General features: G+C 55.7%; 29 protein-coding genes and 1 tRNA gene. 15 read left to right on the forward strand and 15 right to left on the reverse strand.

Annotation, left to right across the window (positions count from 1 at the left end; all coding sequences use genetic code 11):
* Positions 1-13 precede the first annotated feature (13 nt).
* The 4 genes from ACZ1G7_RS15835 to argB form a co-directional block, all read right to left on the reverse strand.
* Positions 14-553 (reverse strand): SixA phosphatase family protein, encoded by a 540-nt coding sequence (locus ACZ1G7_RS15835; protein WP_472663745.1) that lies wholly within the window; start codon positions 551-553, stop codon positions 14-16.
* On the reverse strand, positions 517-1,173 hold the full coding sequence (locus ACZ1G7_RS15840) for a ferredoxin (RefSeq protein WP_472660350.1): 657 nt from the start codon (positions 1,171-1,173) through the stop codon (positions 517-519). The genes ACZ1G7_RS15835 and ACZ1G7_RS15840 overlap by 37 nt, the downstream gene beginning before the upstream one ends.
* Entirely contained in the window at positions 1,170-1,964 is a 795-nt protein-coding gene (locus ACZ1G7_RS15845; protein ID WP_472660351.1) for a sterol desaturase family protein, read from the reverse strand. The genes ACZ1G7_RS15840 and ACZ1G7_RS15845 overlap by 4 nt, the downstream gene beginning before the upstream one ends.
* Positions 1,965-2,036: 72 nt before the next feature.
* Positions 2,037-2,882 carry an acetylglutamate kinase gene (gene argB, locus ACZ1G7_RS15850; protein WP_472660352.1) on the reverse strand — a complete coding sequence of 282 codons (846 nt, stop codon included), beginning with the start codon at positions 2,880-2,882 and terminating at the stop codon, positions 2,037-2,039.
* A gap of 136 nt (positions 2,883-3,018) precedes the next feature.
* Here argB and ACZ1G7_RS15855 point away from each other — a divergent pair, with 136 nt between their 5' ends.
* Positions 3,019-3,753, forward strand: coding sequence for an SDR family NAD(P)-dependent oxidoreductase (locus ACZ1G7_RS15855; protein ID WP_472660353.1), 735 nt, complete (start codon positions 3,019-3,021; stop codon positions 3,751-3,753).
* 3 nt (positions 3,754-3,756) lie between these two features.
* Here ACZ1G7_RS15855 and yihA read toward each other — a convergent pair whose 3' ends face one another.
* From yihA to rpmH, 8 genes are all read right to left on the reverse strand, one after another.
* Complete coding sequence (gene yihA, locus ACZ1G7_RS15860; RefSeq protein ID WP_472660354.1) at positions 3,757-4,407, reverse strand: ribosome biogenesis GTP-binding protein YihA/YsxC; 651 nt, start codon at positions 4,405-4,407, stop codon at positions 3,757-3,759.
* Between the two features lie 33 nt (positions 4,408-4,440).
* Entirely contained in the window at positions 4,441-6,267 is a 1,827-nt protein-coding gene (gene yidC / locus ACZ1G7_RS15865; protein ID WP_472660355.1) for a membrane protein insertase YidC, read from the reverse strand.
* 113 nt (positions 6,268-6,380) lie between these two features.
* The gene (locus ACZ1G7_RS15870; protein WP_472660356.1) at positions 6,381-7,262 is read right to left on the reverse strand and encodes an EAL domain-containing protein; all 882 of its coding nucleotides are present in this window, start codon (positions 7,260-7,262) and stop codon (positions 6,381-6,383) included.
* Between the two features lie 17 nt (positions 7,263-7,279).
* Positions 7,280-7,912, reverse strand: a complete 633-nt coding sequence (locus tag ACZ1G7_RS15875; protein WP_472660357.1) for a diguanylate cyclase domain-containing protein — start codon at positions 7,910-7,912, stop codon at positions 7,280-7,282.
* Between the two features lie 59 nt (positions 7,913-7,971).
* Entirely contained in the window at positions 7,972-8,841 is an 870-nt protein-coding gene (gene ttcA / locus ACZ1G7_RS15880) for a tRNA 2-thiocytidine(32) synthetase TtcA (RefSeq protein WP_472660358.1), read from the reverse strand.
* Between the two features lie 37 nt (positions 8,842-8,878).
* A complete protein-coding gene (gene yidD / locus ACZ1G7_RS15885) occupies positions 8,879-9,100 on the reverse strand; it encodes a membrane protein insertion efficiency factor YidD (RefSeq protein ID WP_472660359.1) in 222 nt (73 codons plus the stop codon).
* Positions 9,097-9,513 carry a ribonuclease P protein component gene (gene rnpA, locus ACZ1G7_RS15890; RefSeq protein WP_472660360.1) on the reverse strand — a complete coding sequence of 139 codons (417 nt, stop codon included), beginning with the start codon at positions 9,511-9,513 and terminating at the stop codon, positions 9,097-9,099. The genes yidD and rnpA overlap by 4 nt, the downstream gene beginning before the upstream one ends.
* Positions 9,514-9,536: 23 nt before the next feature.
* Complete coding sequence (gene rpmH, locus ACZ1G7_RS15895; protein ID WP_472658398.1) at positions 9,537-9,674, reverse strand: 50S ribosomal protein L34; 138 nt, start codon at positions 9,672-9,674, stop codon at positions 9,537-9,539.
* A gap of 321 nt (positions 9,675-9,995) precedes the next feature.
* Between rpmH and ACZ1G7_RS15900 the strand changes: the two genes are divergently transcribed.
* From ACZ1G7_RS15900 to ACZ1G7_RS15920, 5 genes are all read left to right on the forward strand, one after another.
* On the forward strand, positions 9,996-10,721 hold the full coding sequence (locus ACZ1G7_RS15900; RefSeq protein ID WP_472663746.1) for a TVP38/TMEM64 family protein: 726 nt from the start codon (positions 9,996-9,998) through the stop codon (positions 10,719-10,721).
* A gap of 3 nt (positions 10,722-10,724) precedes the next feature.
* Complete coding sequence (locus tag ACZ1G7_RS15905) at positions 10,725-12,143, forward strand: dihydrolipoyl dehydrogenase family protein (RefSeq protein ID WP_472660361.1); 1,419 nt, start codon at positions 10,725-10,727, stop codon at positions 12,141-12,143.
* A gap of 25 nt (positions 12,144-12,168) precedes the next feature.
* Positions 12,169-13,572 (forward strand): sensor histidine kinase, encoded by a 1,404-nt coding sequence (locus ACZ1G7_RS15910; protein WP_472660362.1) that lies wholly within the window; start codon positions 12,169-12,171, stop codon positions 13,570-13,572.
* Between the two features lie 63 nt (positions 13,573-13,635).
* Positions 13,636-13,712, forward strand: a tRNA-Arg gene (locus tag ACZ1G7_RS15915).
* Between the two features lie 414 nt (positions 13,713-14,126).
* A complete protein-coding gene (locus ACZ1G7_RS15920) occupies positions 14,127-14,597 on the forward strand; it encodes a MarR family winged helix-turn-helix transcriptional regulator (RefSeq protein ID WP_472660363.1) in 471 nt (156 codons plus the stop codon).
* Between the two features lie 84 nt (positions 14,598-14,681).
* On the opposite strand, the gene ACZ1G7_RS15925 is transcribed toward ACZ1G7_RS15920, so the two are convergent.
* On the reverse strand, positions 14,682-15,554 hold the full coding sequence (locus ACZ1G7_RS15925; RefSeq protein ID WP_472660364.1) for an alpha/beta hydrolase family protein: 873 nt from the start codon (positions 15,552-15,554) through the stop codon (positions 14,682-14,684).
* Positions 15,555-15,627: 73 nt separating this feature from the next.
* Here ACZ1G7_RS15925 and ACZ1G7_RS15930 point away from each other — a divergent pair, with 73 nt between their 5' ends.
* Complete coding sequence (locus ACZ1G7_RS15930; RefSeq protein WP_472660365.1) at positions 15,628-16,179, forward strand: TetR/AcrR family transcriptional regulator; 552 nt, start codon at positions 15,628-15,630, stop codon at positions 16,177-16,179.
* A 161-nt stretch (positions 16,180-16,340) separates the two neighbouring features.
* On the opposite strand, the gene ACZ1G7_RS15935 is transcribed toward ACZ1G7_RS15930, so the two are convergent.
* On the reverse strand, positions 16,341-17,381 hold the full coding sequence (locus tag ACZ1G7_RS15935) for a GlxA family transcriptional regulator (protein ID WP_472660366.1): 1,041 nt from the start codon (positions 17,379-17,381) through the stop codon (positions 16,341-16,343).
* Positions 17,382-17,422: 41 nt separating this feature from the next.
* On the opposite strand from ACZ1G7_RS15935, the gene ACZ1G7_RS15940 reads away from it, so the two are divergent.
* On the forward strand, positions 17,423-18,031 hold the full coding sequence (locus tag ACZ1G7_RS15940; RefSeq protein ID WP_472660367.1) for a DJ-1/PfpI family protein: 609 nt from the start codon (positions 17,423-17,425) through the stop codon (positions 18,029-18,031).
* Between the two features lie 274 nt (positions 18,032-18,305).
* Here the strand turns inward: ACZ1G7_RS15940 and ACZ1G7_RS15945 are convergent, their stop codons facing one another.
* Positions 18,306-18,947: a GntR family transcriptional regulator gene (locus ACZ1G7_RS15945; protein ID WP_472660368.1), complete on the reverse strand. Its 642-nt coding sequence runs from the start codon at positions 18,945-18,947 to the stop codon at positions 18,306-18,308.
* 131 nt (positions 18,948-19,078) lie between these two features.
* Between ACZ1G7_RS15945 and dctP the strand changes: the two genes are divergently transcribed.
* The 7 genes from dctP to ACZ1G7_RS15980 all read left to right on the forward strand — a co-directional run bounded on the left by dctP (position 19,079) and on the right by ACZ1G7_RS15980 (position 24,960).
* The gene (gene dctP, locus ACZ1G7_RS15950) at positions 19,079-20,059 is read left to right on the forward strand and encodes a TRAP transporter substrate-binding protein DctP (RefSeq protein ID WP_472660369.1); all 981 of its coding nucleotides are present in this window, start codon (positions 19,079-19,081) and stop codon (positions 20,057-20,059) included.
* Positions 20,060-20,120: 61 nt separating this feature from the next.
* Positions 20,121-20,672 (forward strand): TRAP transporter small permease, encoded by a 552-nt coding sequence (locus tag ACZ1G7_RS15955; RefSeq protein ID WP_472660370.1) that lies wholly within the window; start codon positions 20,121-20,123, stop codon positions 20,670-20,672.
* Positions 20,672-21,988, forward strand: a complete 1,317-nt coding sequence (locus ACZ1G7_RS15960; RefSeq protein ID WP_472660371.1) for a TRAP transporter large permease — start codon at positions 20,672-20,674, stop codon at positions 21,986-21,988. The genes ACZ1G7_RS15955 and ACZ1G7_RS15960 overlap by 1 nt, the downstream gene beginning before the upstream one ends.
* Before the next feature lie 24 nt (positions 21,989-22,012).
* Entirely contained in the window at positions 22,013-22,798 is a 786-nt protein-coding gene (locus tag ACZ1G7_RS15965) for a maleate cis-trans isomerase family protein (RefSeq protein ID WP_472660372.1), read from the forward strand.
* A 54-nt stretch (positions 22,799-22,852) separates the two neighbouring features.
* The gene (locus ACZ1G7_RS15970) at positions 22,853-23,635 is read left to right on the forward strand and encodes a helix-turn-helix transcriptional regulator (protein WP_472660373.1); all 783 of its coding nucleotides are present in this window, start codon (positions 22,853-22,855) and stop codon (positions 23,633-23,635) included.
* Positions 23,636-23,737: 102 nt separating this feature from the next.
* Positions 23,738-24,262, forward strand: a complete 525-nt coding sequence (locus tag ACZ1G7_RS15975) for a YbhB/YbcL family Raf kinase inhibitor-like protein (RefSeq protein WP_472660374.1) — start codon at positions 23,738-23,740, stop codon at positions 24,260-24,262.
* 62 nt (positions 24,263-24,324) lie between these two features.
* Positions 24,325-24,960 carry a YbhB/YbcL family Raf kinase inhibitor-like protein gene (locus ACZ1G7_RS15980; RefSeq protein ID WP_472660375.1) on the forward strand — a complete coding sequence of 212 codons (636 nt, stop codon included), beginning with the start codon at positions 24,325-24,327 and terminating at the stop codon, positions 24,958-24,960.
* The last annotated feature ends 31 nt before the right edge of the window (positions 24,961-24,991 follow it).

A 24,991-nucleotide genomic window follows, 5' to 3' on the forward strand; every position in this document is an offset into this window, starting at 1 on the left:
CCAATGACTGGCGTTAGATCAGCGCTTTCAGGTCGCGCGGCACAACGAAATTCAGCATGCGTGCATCGCCAAATTTTAGCGCCTCCCAACTGGATTTTGGCACTTCGGACACCAGCGTCGCCGTGGTCGGGTAGACCGCGAACCGCTCATGTTTGGGGCGGGTTTCGCTGATCAGATCGGCAAAGCTGGCCATGCCAGGATTGTGGCCGACAACCATTAAATCCTGTGCGGGCGCGTTGCGGATCTTGGCCAAAATCGTGTCGGGGGAGGCATGATAGAGCCCCGCAATGTAGTCAACGGCCGGTTTGTCGGCGAACTGCTCCATGATGATCTGTGCCGTCATCACTGCGCGTTTGGCGGTCGAACATAAAAGAACTTTCGGTATATGGCCGCGATCGGCCAGCCATGTGCCCATACGCTCGGCCCCGGCCTCGCCGCGTTCATTCAGCGGCCTGTCGTGGTCATCAAGTGTCAGGTCGTCCCAGCTTGATTTGGCATGGCGGGTCAGGATCAGTTTCAGCGCTTCTCTCCCATGAAGACGCGCATGTGATATGCGCTTTGCTCACTCATCCTTGCATAGCTTTGCGACACCGGACAAGCCCGGCGCACATTGCAGCCTAGCGCCATGTTATCGCGCCCCTTTTCTGTGGCGAGAAAGCTCTTGCAGGCGGGCACGTCATAGCCGTCCGCCCCCAAAGCGCCGCTGGTGCAGGCCGTCAGGCAAGGTTTGGCGTCACAGGTTATGCAGGGTTTTTCGGGGGCAGGGGGCAGCTCCAGCCTGTAGGGCAGTGCAAGCGCCCCTCGGTAAGATACCATCAATCCGGCTTCGGCATGGACCAACAGGTTCACCGGGCTTTGCCAGGCATGTCCTGATTGCAGCGCCCAGCTGAAAAAGGGCAGGAATGGCTCGCCACCGAAGGGAAACAGGGCTTCGCCGCCCATCTCTGTGGCCAGGCGGGTCAAAACCCGCGTGGACCAGCGGTCCATCGCGTCTGGTTTCCCGTCGCGCCATTCCGGGCTTTTTGTGAAATGCGGCCAGAAATCCGGGGCGGGTCCAAGCAGCAGCAAGGTCTTGCAGTTCTTGGTTAAAAATGGGTTATCAGAATTGTGAAAACCGCCTAAGATCAACAGCTTATCAGATTCCCCGCATGCGGGGAATTGCGGGGCGGTCATTTTTTGAAGAACGGAAGCGCCATGCTCCACCCAAATTTGGAAGGCCGATCATCCTGCCATTTCAGCCCGATTTTCATCCGATCGTGCCCGTCGACAGGCTGCGGAATATAGGTCCCGAAAAGCTGATCCCAGATCGACAAGGCGAACCCATAATTGCTGTCATGCTCCGCCCGGTCGACCGAATGATGAACCCGGTGCATATCCGGCGTCACCAGCACCCGCCGAACGACCCCATCCAGCCACAACGGCAGCTTAATATTGGCATGATTGAACATCGCCGTACCATTCAAGATGATTTCAAACAAGATCACCGCCAAAGCCGCCGGCCCCAGCAAATAGACCAGCCCGATCTTCAACCCCATCGACAGCGCAATCTCCACCGGATGAAACCGGATCGCCGTCGTCACATCAATATCCACATCCGCATGATGAACCCGGTGCAGCCGCCACAGGAACGGCACTTTATGCGTGATCAGATGCTGCAGCCAAATCGCGAAGTCGAGGATCAGGATCGCCAGCACCACCTCAACCCAGACCGGCCAGCCCGTCGCATTGAACAGCCCCCATCCATTGTCGCCTGCATCAATCGCTGCGCCCACCGCCAGCAGCGGAACCGCAAAAGCAAACGCGTTCAACATCACCGTGTTGGCGATGGTGAACCCCCAATTGGTCCCCCAGCGCCGTGCTTTTTTCTGGGACAGGGCGCGCCGCGGCGCGAAGACCTCGGCAGAGGCCAGCACAGCGAACAGCCCAAGGAAGATGCCGAGCCGGATGAGTGTTTCATGTTCCATGGCGCGAAGATACGCCACAGATCACAGCGCGCAAGTGACCTGCTGACGCAGCAGGTGCACATTGCTGTGACGTCACAGCCGAATAATCGAGCCCGCGCCATGTTCGGTAAACAGCTCCAACAGACATGCGTTCGGCGCCCGCCCGTCAAGAATAACAACCGCGCGGGTGCCACCCTTCAAGGCTGCAAGCGCTGTCTCTGTTTTCGGGATCATGCCGCCTGCGATAACACCGTCTTTGGTCAATCGCTTTACATCTTCAGGTGTCAGCTCCGTCAAAACCTCGCCACCCGCGCCTTTGACGCCCGGAACGTCGGTGAGCAACAGCAAGCGGTCGGCATTCAAAGCCGACGCGATTGCGCCCGCAGCGGTGTCGCCATTGATGTTGAACGTCTCGCCGTCGCGCCCGGTTCCCAAGGGTGCCACAACCGGGATCACGCCCGCGTCGAACATTTGCCGGATCAAGCTGGGGTCGACTTCAACCGGGTCGCCAACGAGGCCCAGTTTCGGGTCGCTCGGGTCGCATACGATCATGTTGGCGTCTTTGCCCGACAATCCAACGGCGCGCCCGCCCTCGTCATTGATGGCTTGGACAATGCGTTTGCCCACTTGGCCCGACAGCACCATTTCGACGACTTGGACCGTTTGCGCATCTGTAACCCGCTTGCCGCCGACAAATTCGGATTTGACGCCCAGCTTTTCGAGCATCTCGTTGATCATTGGCCCGCCGCCATGAACAACGACCGGGTTGATGCCTACCTGCCGCATCAAGGTGACGTCGCGGGCAAAGCTGGCCATGCCTTCGTCGCTGCCCATTGCATGGCCGCCGAGCTTAATAACGACAGTCGCGCCGGAATAACGCTGCATGTAAGGCAATGCCTCAGACAATGTGCGCGCGGTTGCGATCCAATCCCTGTTCATTGAGGTCTGCTTTTTCATTTGAAATCCACGTGATGCCGGTCCGTGTTAACGACTGCGCGGGGCGGTGCCAAGCCTTGCTGGATGCGATTGTAATCTCTGCCCAGAGGCGTAGGGTCGTGCGAAAAGAGGGCGCGATATGGCAGATGAGCAAAAAGTCATGGTCTTAACCGGGGCAAGCCGAGGGATTGGCCACGCCACGGTACGGCGTTTTAGCGACGAAGGCTGGCGCGTGATCACCTGCTCGCGGCACGCGTTTCCCCAAGAATGCCCATGGGGCGGGGGTGAGGAAAACCACGTCCAGGTTGATTTGGCGGACCCTTCCAACACGATTGAGGCCATCGATACAATCCGCAAGCGGTTGAACGGGAAGGTGCATGCGCTCGTCAATAATGCCGGGATATCGCCCAAGGGGGAGGACGGCGCGCGGCTCAACACGCTTGAGACGGATTTGCGCACATGGGGGCATGTGTTTCATGTCAATTTCTTCGCTTCTGTGGTTTTGGCGCGAGGATTGAGGGCGGAGTTAACCGCGGCCAAAGGCTCCGTGGTGAACGTAACTTCAATCGCGGGCAGCCGGGTGCATCCTTTTGCCGGCGCCGCGTATTCTACATCCAAGGCCGCGCTTGCGGCTTTGACGCGCGAAATGGCACATGATTTTGGGCCTTTGGGCGTTCGTGTAAACGCAATTGCGCCGGGGGAGGTCGAAACGGCGATCCTGTCGCCGGGTACGGACAAAATTGTTGAAACTCTGCCGATGCGTCGCTTGGGCCAACCGGCGGAAGTCGCATCAGCGATCTATTTTCTATGCTCGGGCGAGGCCAGCTACATCTCTGGTACAGAAATCGAAGTGAACGGCGCTCAGCACGTCTGAGCGCTATTCCAGCGTCGCAATAATGCTTCGTAGGGTTGCGATGCCGTCGCCCTTCTCTGATGAGGTCAGCACGAGTTCCGGGAAGGCCGCAGGATGTTTGGAAAGCGCTGCGCTGACCTGCGCGATCAACGCGTCCAGCGCGCTAGGTTTGATCTTGTCGATCTTGGTCAGCACGACCTGAAACGTCACCGCAGATTTGTCGAGAAGCGTAAGAATATCTTGATCCACTTTCTTAACGCCATGGCGCGCGTCGATCAGCACGAAGGCGCGCCGCAGGGTTTGCCTGCCTGACAAGTAGGATTTCAGCAGGCGTTGCCATTTTTCGACCACAGCAACGGGGGCCTCGGCAAAGCCATAGCCCGGCAGGTCGACGAGATAGTGCGCCTCCTTCAAGGTGAAGAAGTTAATCTCCTGAGTACGGCCCGGTGTGTTTGAGGTGCGCGCGAGCGCTTTGCGCCCAGTCAGGGCGTTGATCAAGCTGGATTTCCCCACATTGGACCGGCCTGCGAAGCAAACCTCCTTGCGGTCAGCGGGGGGCAGGCCGCTCATCGCGACCACGCCTTTCAGGAAATCGGTTTCGCCCGCGAATAGCTTGCGGCCAAGCTCGGCGTCTTCGCTGTCCGGCTCGGGCGCGACTGAAAATGTAAAGGCCATGTGGCGTGCGTCCTTCGGATCGCGGCTTACGCGCTATTCTTCAGCCTTGGGCTTGCGTTTGAAGCTGGACATGATGTTGCCAAATAGGTCCGGCTTATAGCCCTGGCTGCGCATGATTGCATATTGCTGGGTGAAGGTGATGACGTTGTTGGCGATCCAGTACACGACCAGGCCGGAGGCAAAGCTGCCCAGCATGAACATGAACACCCATGGCATCCACGCGAAGATCATGGCTTGTGTCGGATCGGTGGGCGCCGGGTTCAGCTTTTGCTGCAGCCACATCGAGATCCCCAAAATCAATGGCAATATCCCGATAAACAGGAGCGCAACGATGGATCCTGGTTCCGGTCCGCTGAAAGGCAGCAGGCCATATAGGTTCATGATCGACGTCGGATCCGGTGCGGAGAGGTCGCGAAACGGGCCGAACCAGTCTGCATGGCGCAATTCCAACGTGACGAAAATCACCTTGTAAAGCGAGAAGAAGATCGGGATCTGCATCAGGATCGGTAAACACCCTGCGGCGGGGTTCACTTTATTGTCCTTGTACAGCTTCATCATGCCTTGTTGCATCTTCTGGCGATCGTCGCCGGCGGCTTCCTTGAGCTTCTCCATTTCTGGTTGCAGCTCTTTCATCTTCGCCATGGATACGTAGGATTTATAGGCCAGCGGCAGCAGAAGCGCCTTGATCAGCAGCGTCAGTACGATGATCGCCCAGCCCATGTTGCCGATCAGAGCATTCAGCCAATGCAGCACTGCGAAAATTGGTTTGGTCAGGAAGAAGAACCAGCCCCAGTCAATGCTGTCGATAAATTTGTAGACGCCAAATTCGCGCTCATACGTGCGGATCGTTTGCCATTCCTTCGCGCCAGCATAAAGCCGCGTATGCGCTTCAGTCGTGGCGCCTGCCTGCAGCTCCATGACGGGTAGGCGCATTTCTGTATGAAAGCGATCACTGCCAGGCACGTATTTGATGACCGACTCGAAGGGTTGTTCCGCATCGGGGATCAGGGTCGACATCCAGTAGTGATCAGTGAAACCCAGCCAGCCATTGCCAGCGACTGCGAGCTTTTCGGCATTGGCGCGCTCGGCCGAATCAACGTCGAAATCGCGCACATCGTCATAGTCGATTTCCGTCAGCTCTTCGCCGGATTGGCGCATAATGCCTTCATGGAGAATGAAGAAATTTTTCAGGTCGAGCGGCTCACCGTGCCGGATCAACATTGAATAGGGGTACGCGCGCTGCGTCTCGCCGGAATTGTTTTCAACGGTTTGCGTGACGTCGAACATAAAGTCGTCATCGACTTCAATGATCCGGCGGAAGGTCACCCCCGCGCCATTGTCCCAGCGCAGCGTGATGGGCGCGCCGGGTTGCAATGTTTCACCTGTTTCAAGCTCCCACTCGGTCGTGGGGCCAGGCACCGCGTCCACGGCCAGCCCTTGTGCCGGTACCCAGCCATAAAGTGCGTAATACCCATGCGCGCTGCCCGCGGGTGAAAACAGCGTCACAATGGGCGAGTCTTCGACCAGGGTTTCGCGGTAGTCCTTGAGGGACAGGTCGTCGATGCGACCACCGATTAAAGAGATGGAGCCTTCCAAACGTGGCGTGTCAATGTCGACCCGGACACCTTCCGCAAGCGCCGTGTCACGCAGCTCTTGCGGTGTTGTGGGTGTGAAGGTGCTATCGGGTGCCGCGCCTGCGACGGGGGGCAACACCGTTCCGTCATCACCGATTTGCTGGCTTGCGACATCTGTCGCGTCCGGTGTCACAGGCTGCTCTGGCGGGAAAATAAAAAACCAGACCAGAATAACGAGGAAACTCAACGCTGTCGCGAGAATGAGGTTCTTGTTTTGCTCGTCCATTTTGGCCTGCCACCTGTGTAAATAACGTGCAGCCGGTTCAATAGACTAGACCCGGAAAGGTCAAGCAGTTTTCGGCGTTCAAACGGCAAGTTGAGCCAAGAAAAACAGGAGGATCAGCGCAAACGTTTCCCGATGATCGTGGTTGGGTGAAGCGTCTCCTGGTGGCGCGCAATCCAATCCATGGTTTGTTCAAAGGGCATTGGCCTGACAATGGCAAAGCCTTGCAGATGGTTGCAGCCCAATTGCGACAGGATTGATTGCTCGCCCATCGTCTCAACGCCCTCGGCAAGGGTTTCGATGCCCAGCCTTTCGCCTAAGCCCACGATTGCGGCGATCATGCGTTGCTGTTCAGGATCGGAATCCGCATTTGCAACGAAAGACCGGTCGATTTTGATGCGGTCCACTGCAAAGCGTCGGATATTGGAAAGCGAGGCATGGCCGGTTCCAAAATCGTCTAGGTCAATGCGAAAACCTTGCGACCCCAAAGCACGGATATTGCGCGTGATGATATCATCGTCATGCTCGGATATGACCGTTTCAAGGATTTCGACCGTCAAACGGCGGGGATCCAGCGCAAAACGGTCAACGTCCCATTTGATGCGTTCGACAAGACTGGGGTTGCGCAGCTCTTGTGTCGCGAAATTTACCGCGATGGAGGGAACGGTTAAACCTGCATTGTCCCAGCCGACCAATGCTCTTAGCGCGTGGTTGAGAATGTTTTCGCCGAATTCTTCCATCCGGTTGGCTTGCTCAAACAGATGCACAAATTCCTCCGGCAGCAAAACCCCGCGTTCGGGATGGTCCCAACGTGCGAGCGCTTCAAAACCTGTGATTTCACCGGTATCTGTCGAAATTTGTGGTTGAAACCATGGGATGATTTGGCCGTCGCGCAAGGCCCCAAGAGCCTCTTTCGACAATTCGGTATCAATCGGTTCTGACGTGCTTTTGGAATAGGCGCGTATCGCGCGCGGTGCATTTTGCTGCGCCTCGCGCAATGCGGATTGGGCTGCGGTTAAAATTGCGGCGCCCGTACGACTGGGCGCGCGTGACCCGAGGCAGAACCCCGAAGAAACGGTAATATGTAAAACGCCATTGTCGATGTTGATCGGGGGGAGGTCGCTTCATCAAACCGCTGGCACATCGTCAACACAGCGCTGGTTTCAGGGGTGCGAATAGCCGAGACATATACTGCAAATTCCGTCTCGCTGACACGGGCCATGACATCCCCGGATCGCAGCATTGCATGTATGCGTGCGGCGATCTCCGATACGACATAGTCGCAAGCAGCCTGGTCCCACGTGTTTTTAAGGGCGTCGAACCCGTCAATTGAGACCGCGATACAAGCGCTTTTCTGGTGGCCTGGATCGGATTTTAGGCCATCATCGATTAAATCCGCAAAACGCGAATTGTCGACGATGTCTGTCGGCTGATTGTTTGACCTACGCTTTGATGCTTTGTGGGCTGAGCCGAGCAATGCAATCAAAGGAGCGAAGACGGCAATGGCCAAAAGCAGCTCTATAGCGTTGGAAAAATAGGAGAGCGTGGCAAGTGCTGGCACAATAGCCAAAAGGGCGGTCCTGAAAGACATTCCGGTCTGAGAACCGTGGCCGGTGATGAAACGAAAGCCATTCAGAAAGGAACTCATAGACACACCCATGCAAATACACACGCATGTGGCTTAGCGTTCAATCCCCTCAGAAGGTCTTAATCATTGCCGCCCAAATTCGGCAAATTTTCATCAATTTCAGCCGCTTCAGTGGAGAGCCCCGCAAAATCGAACAGCTTTGGGTCCAGCAGGTGCGATGGGCGCGCGTTCATCAGGGCACGGAACATTCTCTGACGGCGGCCGGGAGCCTTTTCTTCCCAAGAATTAAGCAATTGTTTGATGTTTTGGCGCTGCAACCCGTCCTGAGATCCACAGAGATCGCAAGGAATGATCGGGTAATTCATGGCGGTCGCAAATTTCTCGCAATCGGCCTCGGCCACGTAAGACAGCGGGCGGTAGAGAAACAAATCCCCCTCTTCATTCACCAGCTTCGGCGGCATCGTCGCCAGCCTTGAGCCATGGAAAAGGTTCAAAAAGAACGTCTCCAGAATGTCGTCGCGGTGATGGCCCAGAACGACAGCGGTACAGCCTTCTTCACGCGCAATACGGTAGAGATTTCCGCGCCGCAGCCGCGAGCAGAGTGCGCACATAGTGCGCCCTTGCGGGACTTTGTCGACGACGATGGAATAGGTGTCTTGATATTCGATCCGGTGGGGTACTTCCATGCGCTCCAGAAATTCTGGCAGCACCGTCGCGGGGAAGTTGGGTTGCCCCTGATCAAGATTACACGCGAGGATTTCCACCGGCAGCAATCCACGCCATTTCAGTTCTGTCAGCGCTGCCAACAGCGTGTAGCTGTCCTTACCGCCGGACAGGCAAACCAGCCATTTGGCGCCGCGTTCCACCATGCCGAAATCGTCGATTGCGGCGCGTGTGTCACGGATGATCCGCTTGCGCAGCTTCTTGAATTCGGTGGTTGATGGCGCGCCGTGAAACAGCGGATGAATATCGTCGGGTTGATCAAGCATGCGCGGCTTATAGGGCGGTCGGGGCGTTCAAGAAAGCCTAATCGGGCACGTCGTCGACACCCATGCCGCCCCAAGGGTGGCAGCGCAGCACACGTTTGGCGGCCAACCATGTGCCCCGGATGCCGCCGTGTTTCTCCAACGCTTCCATGGCGTAGGCGGAACAGGTCGGATCATAGCGGCAGTTGAAGCCGACCCAGGAGCTGAAGGTTTTGCGATAGGCGCGAACGGGCAGGGAGATGACGAAGGCGAGCGGGGTCATGCATGCACCTTTGCAAGCGCGCGTTTCAGGTCGTTTTGCATCAGCTTGAAATCGCGTACGGCGGTGTCCTGTGCTTTGCCGATCAGCACATAGTCATGGCCGGGTTTTGCGCCAGTTGGCAACACCAGCCTGGCGATCTCGCGCAATCTGCGTTTGGCGCGGTTGCGCGCGACGGCGTTGCCAACCTTTTTGGAACAGGTGAAACCGATGCGGACCACTGGGTCGGCATCTTTGCGGTCGCGGGCTTGAAGCAAAAAGCCGGGTTGGCCTGACCGTTTGGCCCGCGCGGCTTTCAGGAAATCAGCGCGGGCTGTCAGCGTCTCAAGTTTGAACGGCAGGCAAACGGAAACCGCCGGTGGCGTTTCCGCGACCGGGACGTTGCGTCCTGCCACGGGTGCCTCCGGCGGTTTCAAAGCGCTAGCGAAATCGGTGGCGCTTACGCGCTCAGCGACTTGCGGCCTTTGGCGCGGCGCGCGTTCAGGATTTTGCGGCCTGCTTTTGTGGCCATGCGCGCGCGGAACCCGTGGCGGTGCTTGCGCACCAGGTTCGACGGTTGGAATGTACGTTTGCTCATCGGGAGCCTCCTTACGGGTGGGGCGGCAAATCGCCAGATTCGATGCCCAACAGTATTTCGAACCCGCGTCATAGAGCGGCAACCCCGAGCCGTCAACGGCCAAACCCCGTAGGCGTAGGCAGATTTTGCAACATTTTTCGTCCAGAACGCACCACGAAAACATGTGTTTGGTAGCATTCGCGTGAGAATAGCGTGGTTTTGGGCTCAAACGGGTCACGGCTCATCAAGCGCGCGTGAGGACGCTATCTTGAGCCGTCCGCAACGTGCATCAGTGGCGCAAACTTGACGCATGGGCCGAAGGAGCCGATTAACGTGACCGACATGACCGCCGCACCGGGGAAATCTGCGCTGCAAAAGCGCCTGCCAATAATAGTTGTTGCGGTTGCGGCGCTATTGGGTGCCATCTTTTTGCGTGACTACCTGAGCTTTTCTGCCTTGCAGGACAATCGCGAGGCGCTGATCGCGTTTCGTGACGCCAACTACCTTTTGGCAGTCTTGGCTTTCATGGCGGTTTATATCGTGATCGTGGCGTTTTCTTTGCCCGGTGCCGCGATTGCGACACTTACCGGCGGCTTCCTGTTCGCGACATTTCCCGGGGCGCTGTACAATATGGTTGCGGCAACCATTGGGGCTACCGCGATTTTCACTGCCGCGCGCATTGGATTTGGCGACAAGCTGGCCGATAAGATGGAAACTGGATCAGGCTTGGTGAAGCGGATCAAGGACGGTATCGACGAGAACCAATGGTCGGTTTTGTTCCTTATTCGGCTGGTGCCCGCAGTGCCGTTTTTCGTGGCAAATTTGGTTCCGGCCTTGGTTGATGTTCCTTATCGCCGTTTTGTCGTGTCGACGTTTTTCGGTATTATCCCGGGCTCGGTCGTTTATACGTCAGTCGGTGCGGGCTTGGGCGAGGTTTTCGCGCGCGGTGAGACGCCGAATCTGGGTATCATTTTTGAACCTCATATCCTGCTGCCAATCCTAGGCCTTTGTGCCCTTGCGGCGTTGCCCATTGTGCTCAAGGCTGTTCGCGGCAAAGACGGGATTTAGGACATGGAAAAGGTAAAGACCGACCTGTTGGTCATTGGCGCAGGGTCTGGCGGCTTGTCGGTCGCGGCGGGCGCGGTCCAGATGGGCGCTGATGTGGTGCTGCTCGAAGACCACAAGATGGGTGGCGATTGTCTCAACTATGGCTGCGTGCCGTCCAAGGCGCTGATCGCTGCAGGTAAGCAGGCGCATAGTTTGCGAAACGGTGCAAAGTTTGGCGTCGCTGACGTGGAACCAAAAGTCGACTACGCCGCTGCGAAAGACCATGTGAACCATGTCATCGAAACGATTGCACCTGTTGACAGCGTGGAACGGTTTGAAGGGCTGGGCGTGCGCGTGATCCAAGAACGTGGCCGCTTTATCAATAAAGACATCGTGCAAGCTGGCGCGCATCAGATCACGGCACGGCGCATTGTCGTGGCGACGGGTTCTGCCCCGTTTGTGCCGCCAATTCCGGGGCTCGACGACGTCCCTTATCTGACAAATGAAAGCCTATGGGACCTGCGTGATCTGCCCGAGCATTTGCTGATCATTGGTGGCGGGCCAATCGGGATCGAGATGGCGCAAGCCCACCTACGGCTCGGTTCCAAGGTCACGGTGATCGAGGGCGACAAAGCCATGGGCAAGGACGACCCGGAACTTGCCGCCATTGTACTGGACCGCATGCGCGCGGAGGGCATGGTCATCGAAGAAGGTGCTTTGGCGGAGAAAATTACCGACACGGCGGGTGACATTACAGTTACGGCAAAAGATGGCCGTGTGTTCAAAGGAAGCCACCTTCTGGTCGCCGTCGGCCGCGCCGCGAATGTTAATGATCTGGGCTTGGATGAAGCCGGTATCACATTCGACCGGCGTGGCATTAGAGTGGACGATAGCCTGCGCACGACCAACAAAAAGGTCTACGCTATTGGTGATGTGGCCGGGCAGCTACAATTTACCCATGTTGCGGGCTATCACGCCGGTGTGGCAATCCGGTCAATCTTGTTTGGGCTGCCGTCAAAGGCCAAGCAGGGCCATATCCCTTGGGCCACCTATACGGACCCTGAGCTTGCACAAGTCGGGATGACCGAGGCGCAAGCGCGCAAAAAATTTGGCACCGCGCTGGAAATCGCCCGGTTCGAATTTCACGAAAACGATCGCGCTATTGCTGAGGGGAAAACCACAGGCTTGATCAAGGTAATGGTGGCAAAAGGGCGGCCGGTGGGCGCCTCCATTGTGGGTGCATCGGCCGGTGATCTTATCGGGGTCTGGGCGCTTGCAATCGCGAATAATCTGAAAATGAGCCAGGTTGCCGGAATGGTTGCGCCTTATCCGACGCTGGGAGAGGTTAACAAACGCGCGGCGGGTGCTTATTTCTCGCCTAGGCTGTTCGAAAGTGCGATGGTCAAACGTGTGGTGGGCTTTGTGCAAAGGTATTTGCCCTGAGCTACGCCTTTAGGAGGGGTATTCGGTGATCAGATCGCTATCAGGAAGGTTTTTGATCCTTTCGGTCATCTTCGTGATGATAGCCGAAGTCCTGATTTTTGTGCCCTCAATTGCCCGGTTCAGACAGGACTACCTGAACATCCGCCTGGAGAAGGCGCAAATTGCGTCCCTGTCGGTTCTGGCGTCGGAAGACGAGATGATTTCCGCAGAATTGGCGCAGGAACTACTGGACAATGCTGGCGTCTATAACGTGGCGCTCAGACGCAACGCGGTAAGCCAATTGGTGTTGTCATCGCCTGTGCCCGGGCAAGTCACGACCATGGTCGACCTGCGCGATCCGTCTGCCTTCTACCTGATCCAAGGCGCATTGATGCAGCTGGCGATACCGGCCGAAGGCGTTATCCGTGCCATTGGTTCGCCTACAAATGAAGCGGGTTCCATGATCGACGTGACCATGCCGCAGGCCCCGTTGCGTGCAGCGATGGTGGATTACGGTCTGCGCATTCTGCTGCTGTCATTGGTTATTTCGGTGATCTCGGCACTGCTTTTATTTGTGGCGGTGCGCAGGTTTATGGTCAAACCTGTTAAACGTGTGGTGCGCCATATGGAGGTCTACGCAGAAGCCCCCGAGGACGCGCGACGCATCATCTCGCCGCGCGCCAAGATCACCGAATTGCGCTCCGCTGAGGAAGCGCTCGCAGCGATGCAAACGCAGCTCACCGGGTCGCTCAAACAAAAAGAACGGCTTGCCCAACTTGGTGGCGCCGTCGCCAAAATCAGCCACGATCTGCGCAACATCTTGACGACGGCCACGTTGCTTGCTGACCGGATGGAGCTCAGTGAAGACCCGGCTGTCCAACGCTCGGCGCCGAAACTGGTCAATTCGCTCAGCCGCGCCGTGAACCTATGCGAAGGCACCCTGGCCTTTGGCCGCGTTGAGGAGCCGCCCCCGTCATTGTCCATGGTGCCCTTGGCCAATCTGATTGAAGACGTGATCGAGGGCGAAAAGCTGGCCGTTAACGGTCAAGTCGTGCTCGAAGACGAAGTGCCGCCCGGGATGGCGGTGCGCGCTGATGGGGAACAGCTGTTCCGCGTCCTTGGCAATCTCGTACGCAACGCGCGCCAAGCGATTGAGGCGACCGGCAAACCGGGACGGATTAAAGTGAAGGGCTCTGAAGGCGAGGATTTCTGGCAAATCGCGGTCTGTGACACCGGCCCGGGTTTGCCTCCCAAGGCGCAAGAAAACCTGTTTACGGCCTTTGAGGGCGGTGTCCGTAAAGGCGGCACAGGGCTTGGCCTGGTGATTGCATCTGAGCTGATCCGCGGCCATGGTGGCGGGCTTACATTGGTGAAAACCGACCCATCGGGAACGGAATTCGCGATCACTTTGCCCAAGAACCCTCTGGAACTGGAGCAGGCCGCTGAATAAAGCTGCAATTGCCCGCTTTGCGCTTGCAAAGCCAAAGGGGCGGCGTTAAATCCCCCGTTACGCGGATTGGTAGCTCAGTTGGATAGAGTACTTGACTACGAATCAAGGGGTCGGGGGTTCGAATCCTCCCCAGTCCGCCACATTTACCCATCAAGTCACTAAAATATAACGATTTTCGTAAGGAAAAGAAATTTGCTCCCACATTTGTTCCCACATTTCGCCCTTGGTCAACGCCGTTTTTGATACGCAGTAAGTCCAAACCACCGTGCTTTTACTTTTCACCCGTTACAAGTTCACGCTGTCTTTCGCGACTGATCTGACCGTAACTGGTCAAAGTGACCAACAGACTAGCGTGGCCAAGGTTCTGAGACGCAGCTACGATTTCTGCGACGGATTGCGATGTGTCTACTGCGTGCCGCGCGAGCATATGCCGGAATGCGTGTGGACCATAATTCGGTTGCCCTGCATTATCGAATGCTTGGTTAACAATTTTGCGAACGGGTTCTGTCGTTTTCCAGTGCCGTCTTTCAAACCCGTTGCGTTCAAAGCCAGCGTTGGAATTGGCAAGCAAGCCAGTTGCGGGAAATAATGGATCGTTAGGCGCATATCTCAATCTGATCATTCGGGCGTTGCTGGTTGCAGGCAAACAGGGGGCACCTGCAGAAGGCCTCATCCCATTCAACCCGCTCTATTTTAATAAGCTGCGCATTCTTCAAGCGGAGGGTCGTTGTCGCCCCTCACATCTTGCGGACGTCTTGTCGGTACCGCGCACGACCATCTCGACTGCAGTTACATCTCTCGTAAAACGCGGGATTGTCCAGTCGGAGAAAGACAAGGAAGACGGACGTGCTGTTGTCCTGTCTTTGCCAAAACAAGGATCAGAAGTGATCGAGGCTATCATTCGCCAAGACCTTCGAAACGCTGGAGCCATGCTAAGCGCTTTGAACGACACTGAGCAGAAGGCTCTGTTGTCAGCATTGGCAAAGGTGTCAAAACATCTAACGGACCCAAACGCTGGCAGCTAAACGATACTCTGACCGGCATGACTTCAAAGTTGCGAGCTAACAGTGGAGCGCGCGGGCGGCGAAATGTCTCTGGCATTCCCCTTTTCACTCGATCAATGAATCCCATGTTGCGCTGGATCGAGTGGAGAAAGCATTGATATGGCCTATTTCAGCGAGGTCAAAGTCCGAGGGTCGCAAAACGAGTTGGGTTTTCGGCGCTTCCGGATGAAAGCGCATAAGCCGCCAGACTGCTGATGCTGGTACCAATGTGTCATCAGAGACGGCAATGAATTGCATTGGCGCTGTCAATCCGCGCCAATCTGGATACGGTAAACGGGTTCCAAAGTCGTCACAAAAGAAACTACGGCTCGTGCACCATTTTCTCCATTGCTTATAGACCCCCAGAGGCAAGTCGGGACCGACGCCAAGACGCTTGCCAGGAAGATAGCCCGCAAGATTTGCTAGAATAGGAACGGGTCCGTGCCAAAACAATCGAGCTTTTACTTGATATGGCCAAGGATGGTCGGTGGTGTGGACCGGACCGCTGCACACGGCGATCACACGAGCAATACGGTCAAGCCCTGTTTGAAATGGCAAGCAGAGACCGCCGAGAGAGTGACCAATTACCCAGAGCGGCGTACTAGGAAAGCGGGCGGCTGCAAAGTCACGGGCTGCCTGAGCGTCGTGAACCCCCCAATCAGACATCGTCGCTTTCGAGGTCTTGACGTGAGCAGATGCAGACGCTCCAAAGTCACGATAATCGTACAATAGAACTGCAAATCCTCGGTTGTCGCAAAGCCACTTTGCAAAATCTGCATAGAATCTGGCCTTCACGCCAGTTGCCGGATTGATCACTACAACAGCACGAGGTGACTGGGTCGGGCAAAAGAGTTCGCCGTTTAGTTTGTATTCACCTGAGAGAAACGACACAGGCTCCTTTTTCGATGATATGTCTATTTGTTCGTGCGCATTCATCATACTTCCCCCAACTAGACCGACTGGTCTAGTCGAACTCTAGACCAACCGGTCTAATCATGTCAAAAGAAACATTATGAACGCTTCAACCAAAGAAAAACTTGCATGGACAGCTGCCAAGCTCTTTCAAGAGAAGGGCTTCGACGGCGTAGGATTGACCGAAATTTTGGCAGCAGCTGGATTGCCGAAAGGATCGCTTTATCACCACTTTCCAAACGGTAAGACCGACCTCGCACTTGAAGCTGCGTTTCTTGCCGACCGGGAAATGTTGCGGATTATCAACGATGCCTTTGAAAGTGCCTCTACCTATAAAGATGGGGCCACAACGCTATTTCACAAATTGGCAAAGCTGTTCGAGCTGATGGGCAAACACACCGGGTGTCCAATATCAGAAATTCTGTTTGCAGGGCCTGATCGTGCAGAGTTCCGCGCCCAATCGGCGACTTACTTCGATGGTTGGATTGCCAGTATCGCAGGCCACGCTAGTCGGCTCGGCGAAACGGACGAGATATCTCAGCAACACGCCGAACGGCTATTCATCACCCTCCAAGGGTGCTGGACGCTAGCGCGCGCCAATGAGGATAGTGACCCATTGCGACGCGCGCCTGAATTGCTGTTCGGACCATAATACTGTGGAGCGCAACGCGATCACCCCCGACGCTTGGTTGACGCGAAATTAGTTCCGCCAAACCGACATCGAAGGGGGTCATGTTAACGGGGAAACCCGACATAATGCGTCAGATGACCGCTTCGAGCCCATTGTTACCGATGCTGCGCGGAGCATGAATGTCAGCTTTCGTGAAACGACGACTGATAGCTGGAAGGAGATGTGCGCAAACGTCTATGGAATGCTCTTCGCATTTTTTCTTGGTCACCAAAGCCACATTGCCGTGCGATAATTTTGATACCGTGATCTGTTTCTACAAGAAGATTTCTCGCAGCTTCTACTCTCATTTCCTCCAAGGAATTGGCGGGCGTCAGGCCCACCTTTGCCATATAACGTCGGGAGAAATTGCGCGAACTCATGGCGCATCTTTCGGCCATGTCGCTAACGTTGATGCGCTTTGCCAAGTTATCTCGCAGCCAATTGTGTAGCGCTGCAAATTCGCCCTCTGAATCTCGGGTCTGGCGCGCAAGATCGGAACTGAATTGGGATTGTCCCGCAGACCTGATCATCGGGGTCACCAGCGACCTTGCCAAACTTAATGCGGAACCTGGCCCCAAGTCTTCACGAACGACAGCAAGGGCCATGTCAGTGCCCGCTGTTATTCCGGCTGATGTCCAAATTGGGCCTTCCTTGATATAAATTGGGTCTACCTCGACATTCACCCTTGGAAAACGCGCCGCCAGAAGTGTGCAATCCTCCCAATGCGTCACAGCGCGACGGCCGTCCAGCAAACCTGCTGCGGCCAACAAAAAGGCACCGCAACAAACCGAACAAGTGCGTCTGGCCTTGTCTGAAAGTGCGGCAACTTGCGCTACCAGTTCCCTATTTTTTTCGGCAGCATTCGCGCCATCACCACCAACAATCACCAAAGTGTCGATTTTCAATCCCCGGGAGGCATCGCATAGCTCCGTAAGGGGCGTACTATCCACGTGAACAATAGTGTTCGTTTGGACCGGACCGCCCTTCACTGACGCAATATGGGTGTTATAGGCCAGATCATTTGTTTCGTCTTCGCAAGCACGAGAAAACACATGCAGTGGCCCCACAAGGTCCAGCAACACGATGCCATCATAGACCAGAAAAACAACATTCGGTTTGTCGGTGCTAGGTTTTGGCACGTTGGCGTGAAAAGAGGGCATGTTGTCATTTATGCCATAAATCAAACCTCTTATCCAGAGAGCAGGACGATTTAGGAGAAATGAAAATGAGAACTCTTGCTGCCCTTGTATTTCCGGGTTTCCAAACGCTGGACTATTTTGGCCCGATGGAAATGTTGGGTGATCCCACCTACGAAATAGACGTGATTACGGTTGCCGCCGGAGCCGACCCGGTGCCTAGCCGTCATGGTCAAAGGATTGTGCCAGACATCACGATGTCAGAGCGTACTGAGTATGATTTGCTCTTCATACCTGGCGGTGACAGCGCTCTCGAAGAATGTATTGCGCCAGATTTTCTTCAGTGGATACGAGATGTGTCAGAAAACGCGGAACGGGTCATGGCGGTCTGCACGGGCACCATCGTACTTGGGATGACAGGCTTGCTTGATGGCAAACGGGCCACGACAAACAAGATGGACTTCACATCAACGGTTCATCTTGCGCCGAAGGTTCAATGGGTAAAGCAGGCGCGATGGGTCGAGGACGGCAAATTCTTTACATCTTCAGGCGTTTCGGCTGGGACTGATATGGCACTTGGGGCTCTGGCGAACCTCTATGGTGTGGAGCAGGCAGAAAAGACTGCCTTAGGATGCGAATACTCTTGGCACCGAGACCCAAATGTAGACCCCTTCGCAAGACTAGCAGGGCTAGTCTGAAACCTAAGTGCGGACGTTGGCGCAGCCGCAGCGAAATGGTGCTTTGTCCGCATAGTGGCCTTCCGGCCATCCCAAGCGCCGTCAGGCAGGCAATGACCGCTATGAGCCCAAACCTACCAAATGCTGCACAGTTCACGTACCGAAACGAAGCGCTGAATGCTGCCATTCGAAGAACTATACTGCTCCGCTTGAATTTTGTATTGTCAGCTCTGCAAACTGGTTTCTGAGATCGCGCCTTATGCTGTCGATAGCAAATTGTTGAATGCAAGAAAACTCATTCCAGAGCTTTCAGCAAACTCGGCAATCTAGCCCCCTGTAGCATCATGTGGTCGCGCATCAGAGTGTTGGCCAGTGCACCGTTTTTGGCAAAGATAGCATCGCTAATGTTACGATGTTCTGCGAGCGACTTTCCCAAACGGCCAACAACTTCGTAAGGCATCAGGCGATAGACATTGATCCGCGCCTGGATCTGATCCAGTTGATCGACAAGCCACGCGTTGCCGCTGGCTTTGTGAATGGCCGCGTGGAATGCCAGATTGGCTTCGGCGTAGCCGGGAATGTCTTCGGCTGCGGCGGCTGCACCGCATTGTTCCAAGCCCGCTTCGATGTCTTTCTTGCCCGAAAGTGTAAGCAGATCGCTGGCCAAACGGCAGGCCATGCCCTCCAATTCAGCGGCAACTTCGAACAGGTCGTTGAGCTCTTTTGCCGTCAGAACACGCACGATGGCCCCTTTGCGGGGCCGCGTTTCAAGGAGCCCGCAATCAACCATAGACCGGATCGCCTCGCGAATTGGCGTCCGGCTGACACCAAAGCGCGCGGCGAGATCAGCCTCTTCGAGCTGATCACCAGGCTTTAGTAAGCCACTGAAAATATCATGTTTTAGCTGCTCTATGAGCGTATCTGATGCGCGCGGCATAAGCATTCCTTTCGCGTCTCTACATAGGTGCGGTGCGTTTCTTTCGCTAGGCAAAAAACGATCCATGTGCATTTTTTTAGTTGCTATATGTATACATATAATACAAATAAGAATCCATAGGAGGAATCAAAATGAACAAATTTATCCAATCAGCCGTGCTCTCATTTGCCGTTGCGGGAGGGGTCGCGCAGGCGGAGGAGTTACGCTTGTCTCACCAATGGTCCACCAGTGATGTGCGTCATGAAGTGGCCCAGATTGTCGCTGATGAAGTCGCGACAGCCGGTGTCGATCTTGAGATCACCATCTTCCCGTCAAAGTCGCTCTTTAAGCCGCGCGAACAGTATCGTCCGTTGTCACGCGGGCAGTTGGACATGACAGTCTTCCCACTGTCCTATGCAGGTGGCCAGCAACCGGCATTCAACCTGACGCTTATGCCGGGTCTTGTGAAAAACCATGATCACGCGGCCCGTCTGAGCCAATCGCCCTTTATGGAAGCGCTTGAGGCAAAGATGGCCGAAGATGATGTAATGGTCCTGGTCCATGGCTACCTCGCGGGCGGTTTTGTCGGCAAAGACACTTGCATCACGCATCCAGATGATGTGGCAGGCTTGCAGACCCGTGCGGCGGGTAAGTCGTTTGAGCAGATGCTGGTGGGTGCGGATGCGTCGATCACATCTATGGCGTCATCCGAGATTTATTCAGCCATGCAAACGGGCGTTTTGGACGCGGCAAACACGTCGTCTTCCTCCTTCGTATCATACCGGATTTTTGAACAGGTGGCCTGCTACACGCCTGCGTCCGACATTGCGCTATGGTTCCTTTACCAACCGCTTTTGATGAACAAGTCCACGTTCGAGGGTTTGTCCGAAGAGCAACAAACAGCGCTCCTTGCCGCGGCAGAGGTGGCCGAGGCGCATTATCTTGAACAGGCCAAACTGCAAGATGCCGCGTCAGTTGAAGTGTTCCGCCAAGCTGGTGTCGAGATCGCCGAAATGACGGCGGATGATTTCGCGGCATGGCAGGCACTGGCCCAGGAAACATCTTACGCCGCGTTTGTGGCTGATGTCGAAGGTGGCCAAGAGCTGCTTGATATGGCGCTCGCGGTCGAGTGAACCCAAAGGCGAGGGGCACGCTGCCTCTCGCCCATCCCATCCCAATTGGAAGGAGAACGTCATGGCTGGCCATACCCCTTCGGCTACCCAACGCACAAAGAGCGAGAATGCCTTTGTACGTACGGTCCAAAATATCTCTAGCGTCGCTGGGTGGTGCTCTGCCTTGATGATTTTGGCGGCTGTCTTTCTGACATGCCAAATGATCTTCATCCGCTTTGCGTTGAACGGGTCAACCGTTTGGCAGACCGAGATTGTTGTGTTCTTGGTGATTGCTGCGACCCTCATCGGATTACCGTTTGTTCAGTTTCAACGGGGCCACGTGAATGTGGACCTCATCCCACTGGCACTGAAAGGTAAGGCACGGTTTGGGCTGGCCATCATCACCCTGACGCTCTCTATCGCCATTACATGCGTGATGCTGTTTTACGGCTATGAATATTGGCACTTCGCTTGGGCACGTGGCTGGACATCGGACACTGTGACGGCTGTCCCTTTGTGGATACCCTACTTGTCCTTGCCTGTGGGCTTTGGACTGTTGCTGCTGCAATTGATCGCCGATCTTGTAGCCCTTCTCACGAAATCTGAAACGCCCTTTGGGCTGGAGGCATCGTAATGGACCCCCTCATTCTTGGTGCCCTCGTCGGCATCTGTACCATCCTTGTCCTGTTCTCTGGCGTATCCGTCGGTGTTGGGTTGCTCGTCGTCTCCGCAGGCTTTCTGGTGATCTTTGATGGCATGCGCTCGCTTGAACTGATGCCCGAGATTTTCTTTGGAAAACTCGACAGTTTCGCGCTTCTGTCGATCCCGATGTTCATCATCATGGGGGCCTCGATCGCCTCAACCCGCGCCGGGGCTGACCTATACGAAGCTCTGGAACGGTGGCTGACCCGCGTGCCGGGGGGCTTGGTTATTTCTAACCTTGGGGCTTGCGCCTTGTTCGCAGCGATGTCGGGGTCCAGCCCTGCGACCTGTGCCGCCATCGGCAAAATGGGCATCCCCGAGATGCGCAAGCGTGGCTACCCTGAGGAGATCGCAACAGGCTCTATCGCGGCGGGCGGCACGTTGGGCATCCTAATCCCGCCCTCTGTCACAATGATCGTCTACGGCATCGCAACCGAGACTTCGATTGGTCGTCTTTTTCTGGCCGGTGTCTTTCCGGGTCTGCTGCTTGTTGGTCTGTTCATGGCGTGGTCGCTCTACGCCACATGGAAGTCCGGCGACTCCAACCTGCTGACTGCGCGCAGCTACACTTGGAAAGAAAAGTTCGAAGTCCTTCCCCGCGTGCTGCCCTTCATCGGCATCATCATCGGTGTGCTCTATGCAATGTACGGCGGTGTTGCGACACCGTCCGAAACAGCCGCTGTCGGTGCGCTTCTGTGCCTCGCAGTCGCCATCATGATCTACAAACTCTACGACGTCCGCAAAATCTGGACGATCTTGCAGGACAGTACCAAGGAAAGCGTGATGATCCTGTTCATCATCGCCGCAGCCGGTGTGTTTTCCTACATGCTGTCGAGCCTGTTCATCACACAAAGCATCGCAACTTGGATCGGCACGCTGGATGTGAACCCGTGGGTCCTGATGATCGCGGTGAATATCTTCTTGATCATTGCTGGCTTCTTCTTGCCGCCAGTTGCTGTGATCTTGATGGCGGCACCCATCTTGTTGCCGATCATCACGACTGCTGGATTTGATCCGATCTGGTTCGCTGTTATTCTGACGATCAACATGGAGATCGGCCTGATCTCACCACCGGTTGGCCTGAACCTCTACGTGATCAACGGCATCGCGCCAGACATCTCGCTCAAGACCATCCTCAAAGGTTCGCTGCCCTTCGTGGCCTGCATGTTGCTCGCCATTGTCCTGCTGTGCGTCTTCCCCGGCATCGCCACGTGGTTGCCAGAGGCCGTCATGGGCCCTGCGCTTTAACCCTTAAATTAAAAGGAAAAACCAATGTCCTATACATCGCACTACCGCCGCGTTGGCTTGATCGTCCCCAGCTCGAACGTGACCATGGAAACCGAAATCCCGGCGCTCTTAAAGGCCCGGGAAACCATCTTGCCGGAACGCTTTACCTTTCACTCTTCGCGGATGCGGATGAAGAGCGTTGTGAAAGAAGAGCTGGAGGCGATGGACGCAGACAGTGTGCGCTGCGCCACGGAACTGTCCGACGCGGCGGTCGAGGTCCAAGCCTACGCTTGTCTTGTTGCGATCATGTCGATGGGACTGGGATATCATCATGAATCGTACCGCAAACTGAACCAAGCCACCGTCGACAACGGTTGCCCGACGCCTGTCTTGAACTCCGCCGGTGCTTTGATTGATGGGCTGAAGGATATGGGCGTCAAGAAGGTCTCGATCATCTGTCCCTATATGAAGCCACTCACGAAACTTGTTGTCGATTACATCGAAAACGAGGGGATTGAAGTGCAGGATTTCCTCGCCCTCGAAATCCCCGACAATCTGGAGGTCGCCTCCCAAGACCCAACGGCCCCGGCGGAGCTGTGGCGCAAACTGGATCTGCGCGGCGTGGATGCCATCGTCGCGTCGGCCTGTGTGCAGATGCCTTCACTGCCATCCATTGAAATGATCGAACGCGCATCCGGCCTGCCAACCATGTCTGCGGCGGTTGCTACAACACGTCAAATCCTGCGTAGTTTGGATCTTACAGAAGTTGCCCCCGGTGGCGGGGCGCTGCTGGCGGGTGGTGTGCCCTCTACTTTGCCAAAAGTGGCCTGACAAAACGGGGCACAGCGATTATCAAATCTGTGCCCCAACACTCAAGGACACGTCGTGGATAGCAAAGTCTCTATTTTTCCAATCACACAGGCCACCACGGCGACTTTTACGGAACTCTATTTCCGTCTTACATTCTTTTTCTTCATCCAACGCGGCAGCAAATACGTCCTTAGCCCCAAGCAGGGTGAAATGCTCGGCGAAGAGGGCGATCTGATGATCTTCCCGCCCGGATCCATGGTGACGATGGAAAACCGCCCCGTGATGGAAGGCGACTACCGTGCCTTGGGCGTTTGCTACACGCATGATCTGATCAATTCTGTCTTCTCTGACCTTCCGAAATCCGATGCTGAGAATGGCGTGCAAATCGTCCGCGCGGCTGAAAACAATCCCGCGGACATTCTAAACCTCATCCAAGACACGCTGGACAACGAAGCGCTACCCAACACCATCCGCGACCATCGGCTGTTAGAGCCACTGTTATGGCTGCGTGAGCAAGGCTTTCAGTTGCCCACACAAGTCGAAGACGATCCGATCAGTCAGGTCCGCAGCTTGATCGAAACAGACCTCAGCCACTCTTGGATGGCCGACGAGGTCGCCGAACATTTTGCGATGAGCGAAGCGACTATGCGGCGTTGGCTTTCAAAGGGCGGGCAAGGCTTTGCCAAAATCTTGCTGCACACGCGGTTGGAACACGGGCTTAGCCAGCTTCAGACGACCGATGCCCAAGTCTCGGAAATAGCGCTGGATTGCGGGTTCAAAACACCGTCGCACTTTTCCGACGCATTCCGCAAAAGGTTCGGGATTAAGCCAAAAGATATCCGTTTGGCTGCACATTGATCGAAATCCGATAATTCTTGATTGGGAGCCGGAAGCGGCACCGCGTTGTGATGGCTAAGTTAGCTTCATCAACAACAAACAATCCTAGAAAGGATTATCCCAATGACACGTAACGTTTTCCTCGCTGCCGCTTTGGCAACAACACTCGCAGCACCGGTCATGGCCGACGGCTTCACTTTGACCAGCCCAGACATTGCCGAAGGCCAGCAGCTGAGCTCTGACTTTGTCTTCCAAGGCTTTGGTTGCGAAGGTGGCAATGTGGCTCCAACACTGGAATGGTCCGGCGCGCCTGAAGGCACCGAAAGCTTCGCCGTCACTGTCTATGACCCAGACGCACCAACAGGTTCGGGCTGGTGGCACTGGTTTGCCTTCAACATTCCTGCGGATGTGACATCATTGCCTAGTGGCAGCGACGTGAACGGCGTCCAGCTGACCAATGACTACGGTGCGGAGGGCTTCGGCGGCGCATGTCCTCCTCCAGGTGAAGTTCACCGCTACGAGTTCACCGTCCACGCCTTGGGCACAACGCTTGAGATCGACAATTCGGTGAGCAACGCACTTGCAGGCTTCATGGTGAACGCGAATAGCTTGGCGTCTTCAACCATCACCGCAGTCTACAACCGCTAAAACAACGCGCCTCGGCACTCTGTCGGGGCGCTACCCCCTACATTTGCAACAGGACCAATCCCATGGACATCACTCTCAAAGCTTGGGCGCATGGCGCGCCGATCCCAGAAAAATTCGCCTTTGGTAAAATCCCGGCAGAAGGCCGGTTCGACACCTCTGACAATATCAACCCTGAGATCAGCTGGTCAAACGCGCCCGAAGGCACAAAGTCCTTCGCCGTAATCATGCATGACCCGGATGTGCCGTCGTCAGGCGAAGATGTAAACCAAGAGGGCAAAACCGTTCCCGCCGACCTGCCACGCGTAGACTTCTACCACTGGGTCTTGGTGAACATCCCTGCCTCGACACGCGAAATCGCCGAAGGCGCGGACAGCCTTGGTGTGACGCCAGGCGGCAAGACCGCTGGTCAGCGATCTTACGGGAAAACGGGCATCAACAGCTATACCGATTGGTTCGCTGGTGACGCGGATATGGGCGGCGATTACGGCGGCTATGACGGCCCATGCCCACCGTGGAATGACAGCATCATCCATCACTATCACTTCAGCGTTTATGCACTGGATGTCGAACAGGTTGACCTTGATGGCGCGTTTACGGGCGCAGATGCCCTAGCCGCGATCAAAGGTCATGTGCTGGCTGAAGCCTCCCACATGGGCACCTACTCCATGAACCGCGATCTAGGTGACCAAGCCGCATAAGGCACACATTTTGGTCTGCGCCGACACAACA

The organism is Litoreibacter sp. JB4-2, from assembly GCF_055693445.1.

What these genes read in the sequence shown, in the direction of transcription:
- ACZ1G7_RS15840 (WP_472660350.1), bottom strand. Translation starts at nt 1,173, where the DNA reads ATGACCGCCCCGCAATTCCCCGCATGCGGGGAATCTGATAAGCTGTTG.
- ACZ1G7_RS15845 (WP_472660351.1), bottom strand. Translation starts at nt 1,964, where the DNA reads ATGGAACATGAAACACTCATCCGGCTCGGCATCTTCCTTGGGCTGTTC.
- argB (WP_472660352.1), bottom strand. Translation starts at nt 2,882, where the DNA reads ATGAACAGGGATTGGATCGCAACCGCGCGCACATTGTCTGAGGCATTG.
- ACZ1G7_RS15855 (WP_472660353.1), top strand. Translation starts at nt 3,019, where the DNA reads ATGGCAGATGAGCAAAAAGTCATGGTCTTAACCGGGGCAAGCCGAGGG.
- yihA (WP_472660354.1), bottom strand. Translation starts at nt 4,407, where the DNA reads ATGGCCTTTACATTTTCAGTCGCGCCCGAGCCGGACAGCGAAGACGCC.
- yidC (WP_472660355.1), bottom strand. Translation starts at nt 6,267, where the DNA reads ATGGACGAGCAAAACAAGAACCTCATTCTCGCGACAGCGTTGAGTTTC.
- ACZ1G7_RS15875 (WP_472660357.1), bottom strand. Translation starts at nt 7,912, where the DNA reads ATGAGTTCCTTTCTGAATGGCTTTCGTTTCATCACCGGCCACGGTTCT.
- ttcA (WP_472660358.1), bottom strand. Translation starts at nt 8,841, where the DNA reads ATGCTTGATCAACCCGACGATATTCATCCGCTGTTTCACGGCGCGCCA.
- yidD (WP_472660359.1), bottom strand. Translation starts at nt 9,100, where the DNA reads ATGACCCCGCTCGCCTTCGTCATCTCCCTGCCCGTTCGCGCCTATCGC.
- rpmH (WP_472658398.1), bottom strand. Translation starts at nt 9,674, where the DNA reads ATGAGCAAACGTACATTCCAACCGTCGAACCTGGTGCGCAAGCACCGC.
- ACZ1G7_RS15900 (WP_472663746.1), top strand. Translation starts at nt 9,996, where the DNA reads ATGACCGCCGCACCGGGGAAATCTGCGCTGCAAAAGCGCCTGCCAATA.
- ACZ1G7_RS15905 (WP_472660361.1), top strand. Translation starts at nt 10,725, where the DNA reads ATGGAAAAGGTAAAGACCGACCTGTTGGTCATTGGCGCAGGGTCTGGC.
- ACZ1G7_RS15925 (WP_472660364.1), bottom strand. Translation starts at nt 15,554, where the DNA reads ATGATGAATGCGCACGAACAAATAGACATATCATCGAAAAAGGAGCCT.
- ACZ1G7_RS15930 (WP_472660365.1), top strand. Translation starts at nt 15,628, where the DNA reads ATGAACGCTTCAACCAAAGAAAAACTTGCATGGACAGCTGCCAAGCTC.
- ACZ1G7_RS15940 (WP_472660367.1), top strand. Translation starts at nt 17,423, where the DNA reads ATGAGAACTCTTGCTGCCCTTGTATTTCCGGGTTTCCAAACGCTGGAC.
- ACZ1G7_RS15945 (WP_472660368.1), bottom strand. Translation starts at nt 18,947, where the DNA reads ATGCCGCGCGCATCAGATACGCTCATAGAGCAGCTAAAACATGATATT.
- dctP (WP_472660369.1), top strand. Translation starts at nt 19,079, where the DNA reads ATGAACAAATTTATCCAATCAGCCGTGCTCTCATTTGCCGTTGCGGGA.
- ACZ1G7_RS15955 (WP_472660370.1), top strand. Translation starts at nt 20,121, where the DNA reads ATGGCTGGCCATACCCCTTCGGCTACCCAACGCACAAAGAGCGAGAAT.
- ACZ1G7_RS15960 (WP_472660371.1), top strand. Translation starts at nt 20,672, where the DNA reads ATGGACCCCCTCATTCTTGGTGCCCTCGTCGGCATCTGTACCATCCTT.
- ACZ1G7_RS15965 (WP_472660372.1), top strand. Translation starts at nt 22,013, where the DNA reads ATGTCCTATACATCGCACTACCGCCGCGTTGGCTTGATCGTCCCCAGC.
- ACZ1G7_RS15975 (WP_472660374.1), top strand. Translation starts at nt 23,738, where the DNA reads ATGACACGTAACGTTTTCCTCGCTGCCGCTTTGGCAACAACACTCGCA.
- ACZ1G7_RS15980 (WP_472660375.1), top strand. Translation starts at nt 24,325, where the DNA reads ATGGACATCACTCTCAAAGCTTGGGCGCATGGCGCGCCGATCCCAGAA.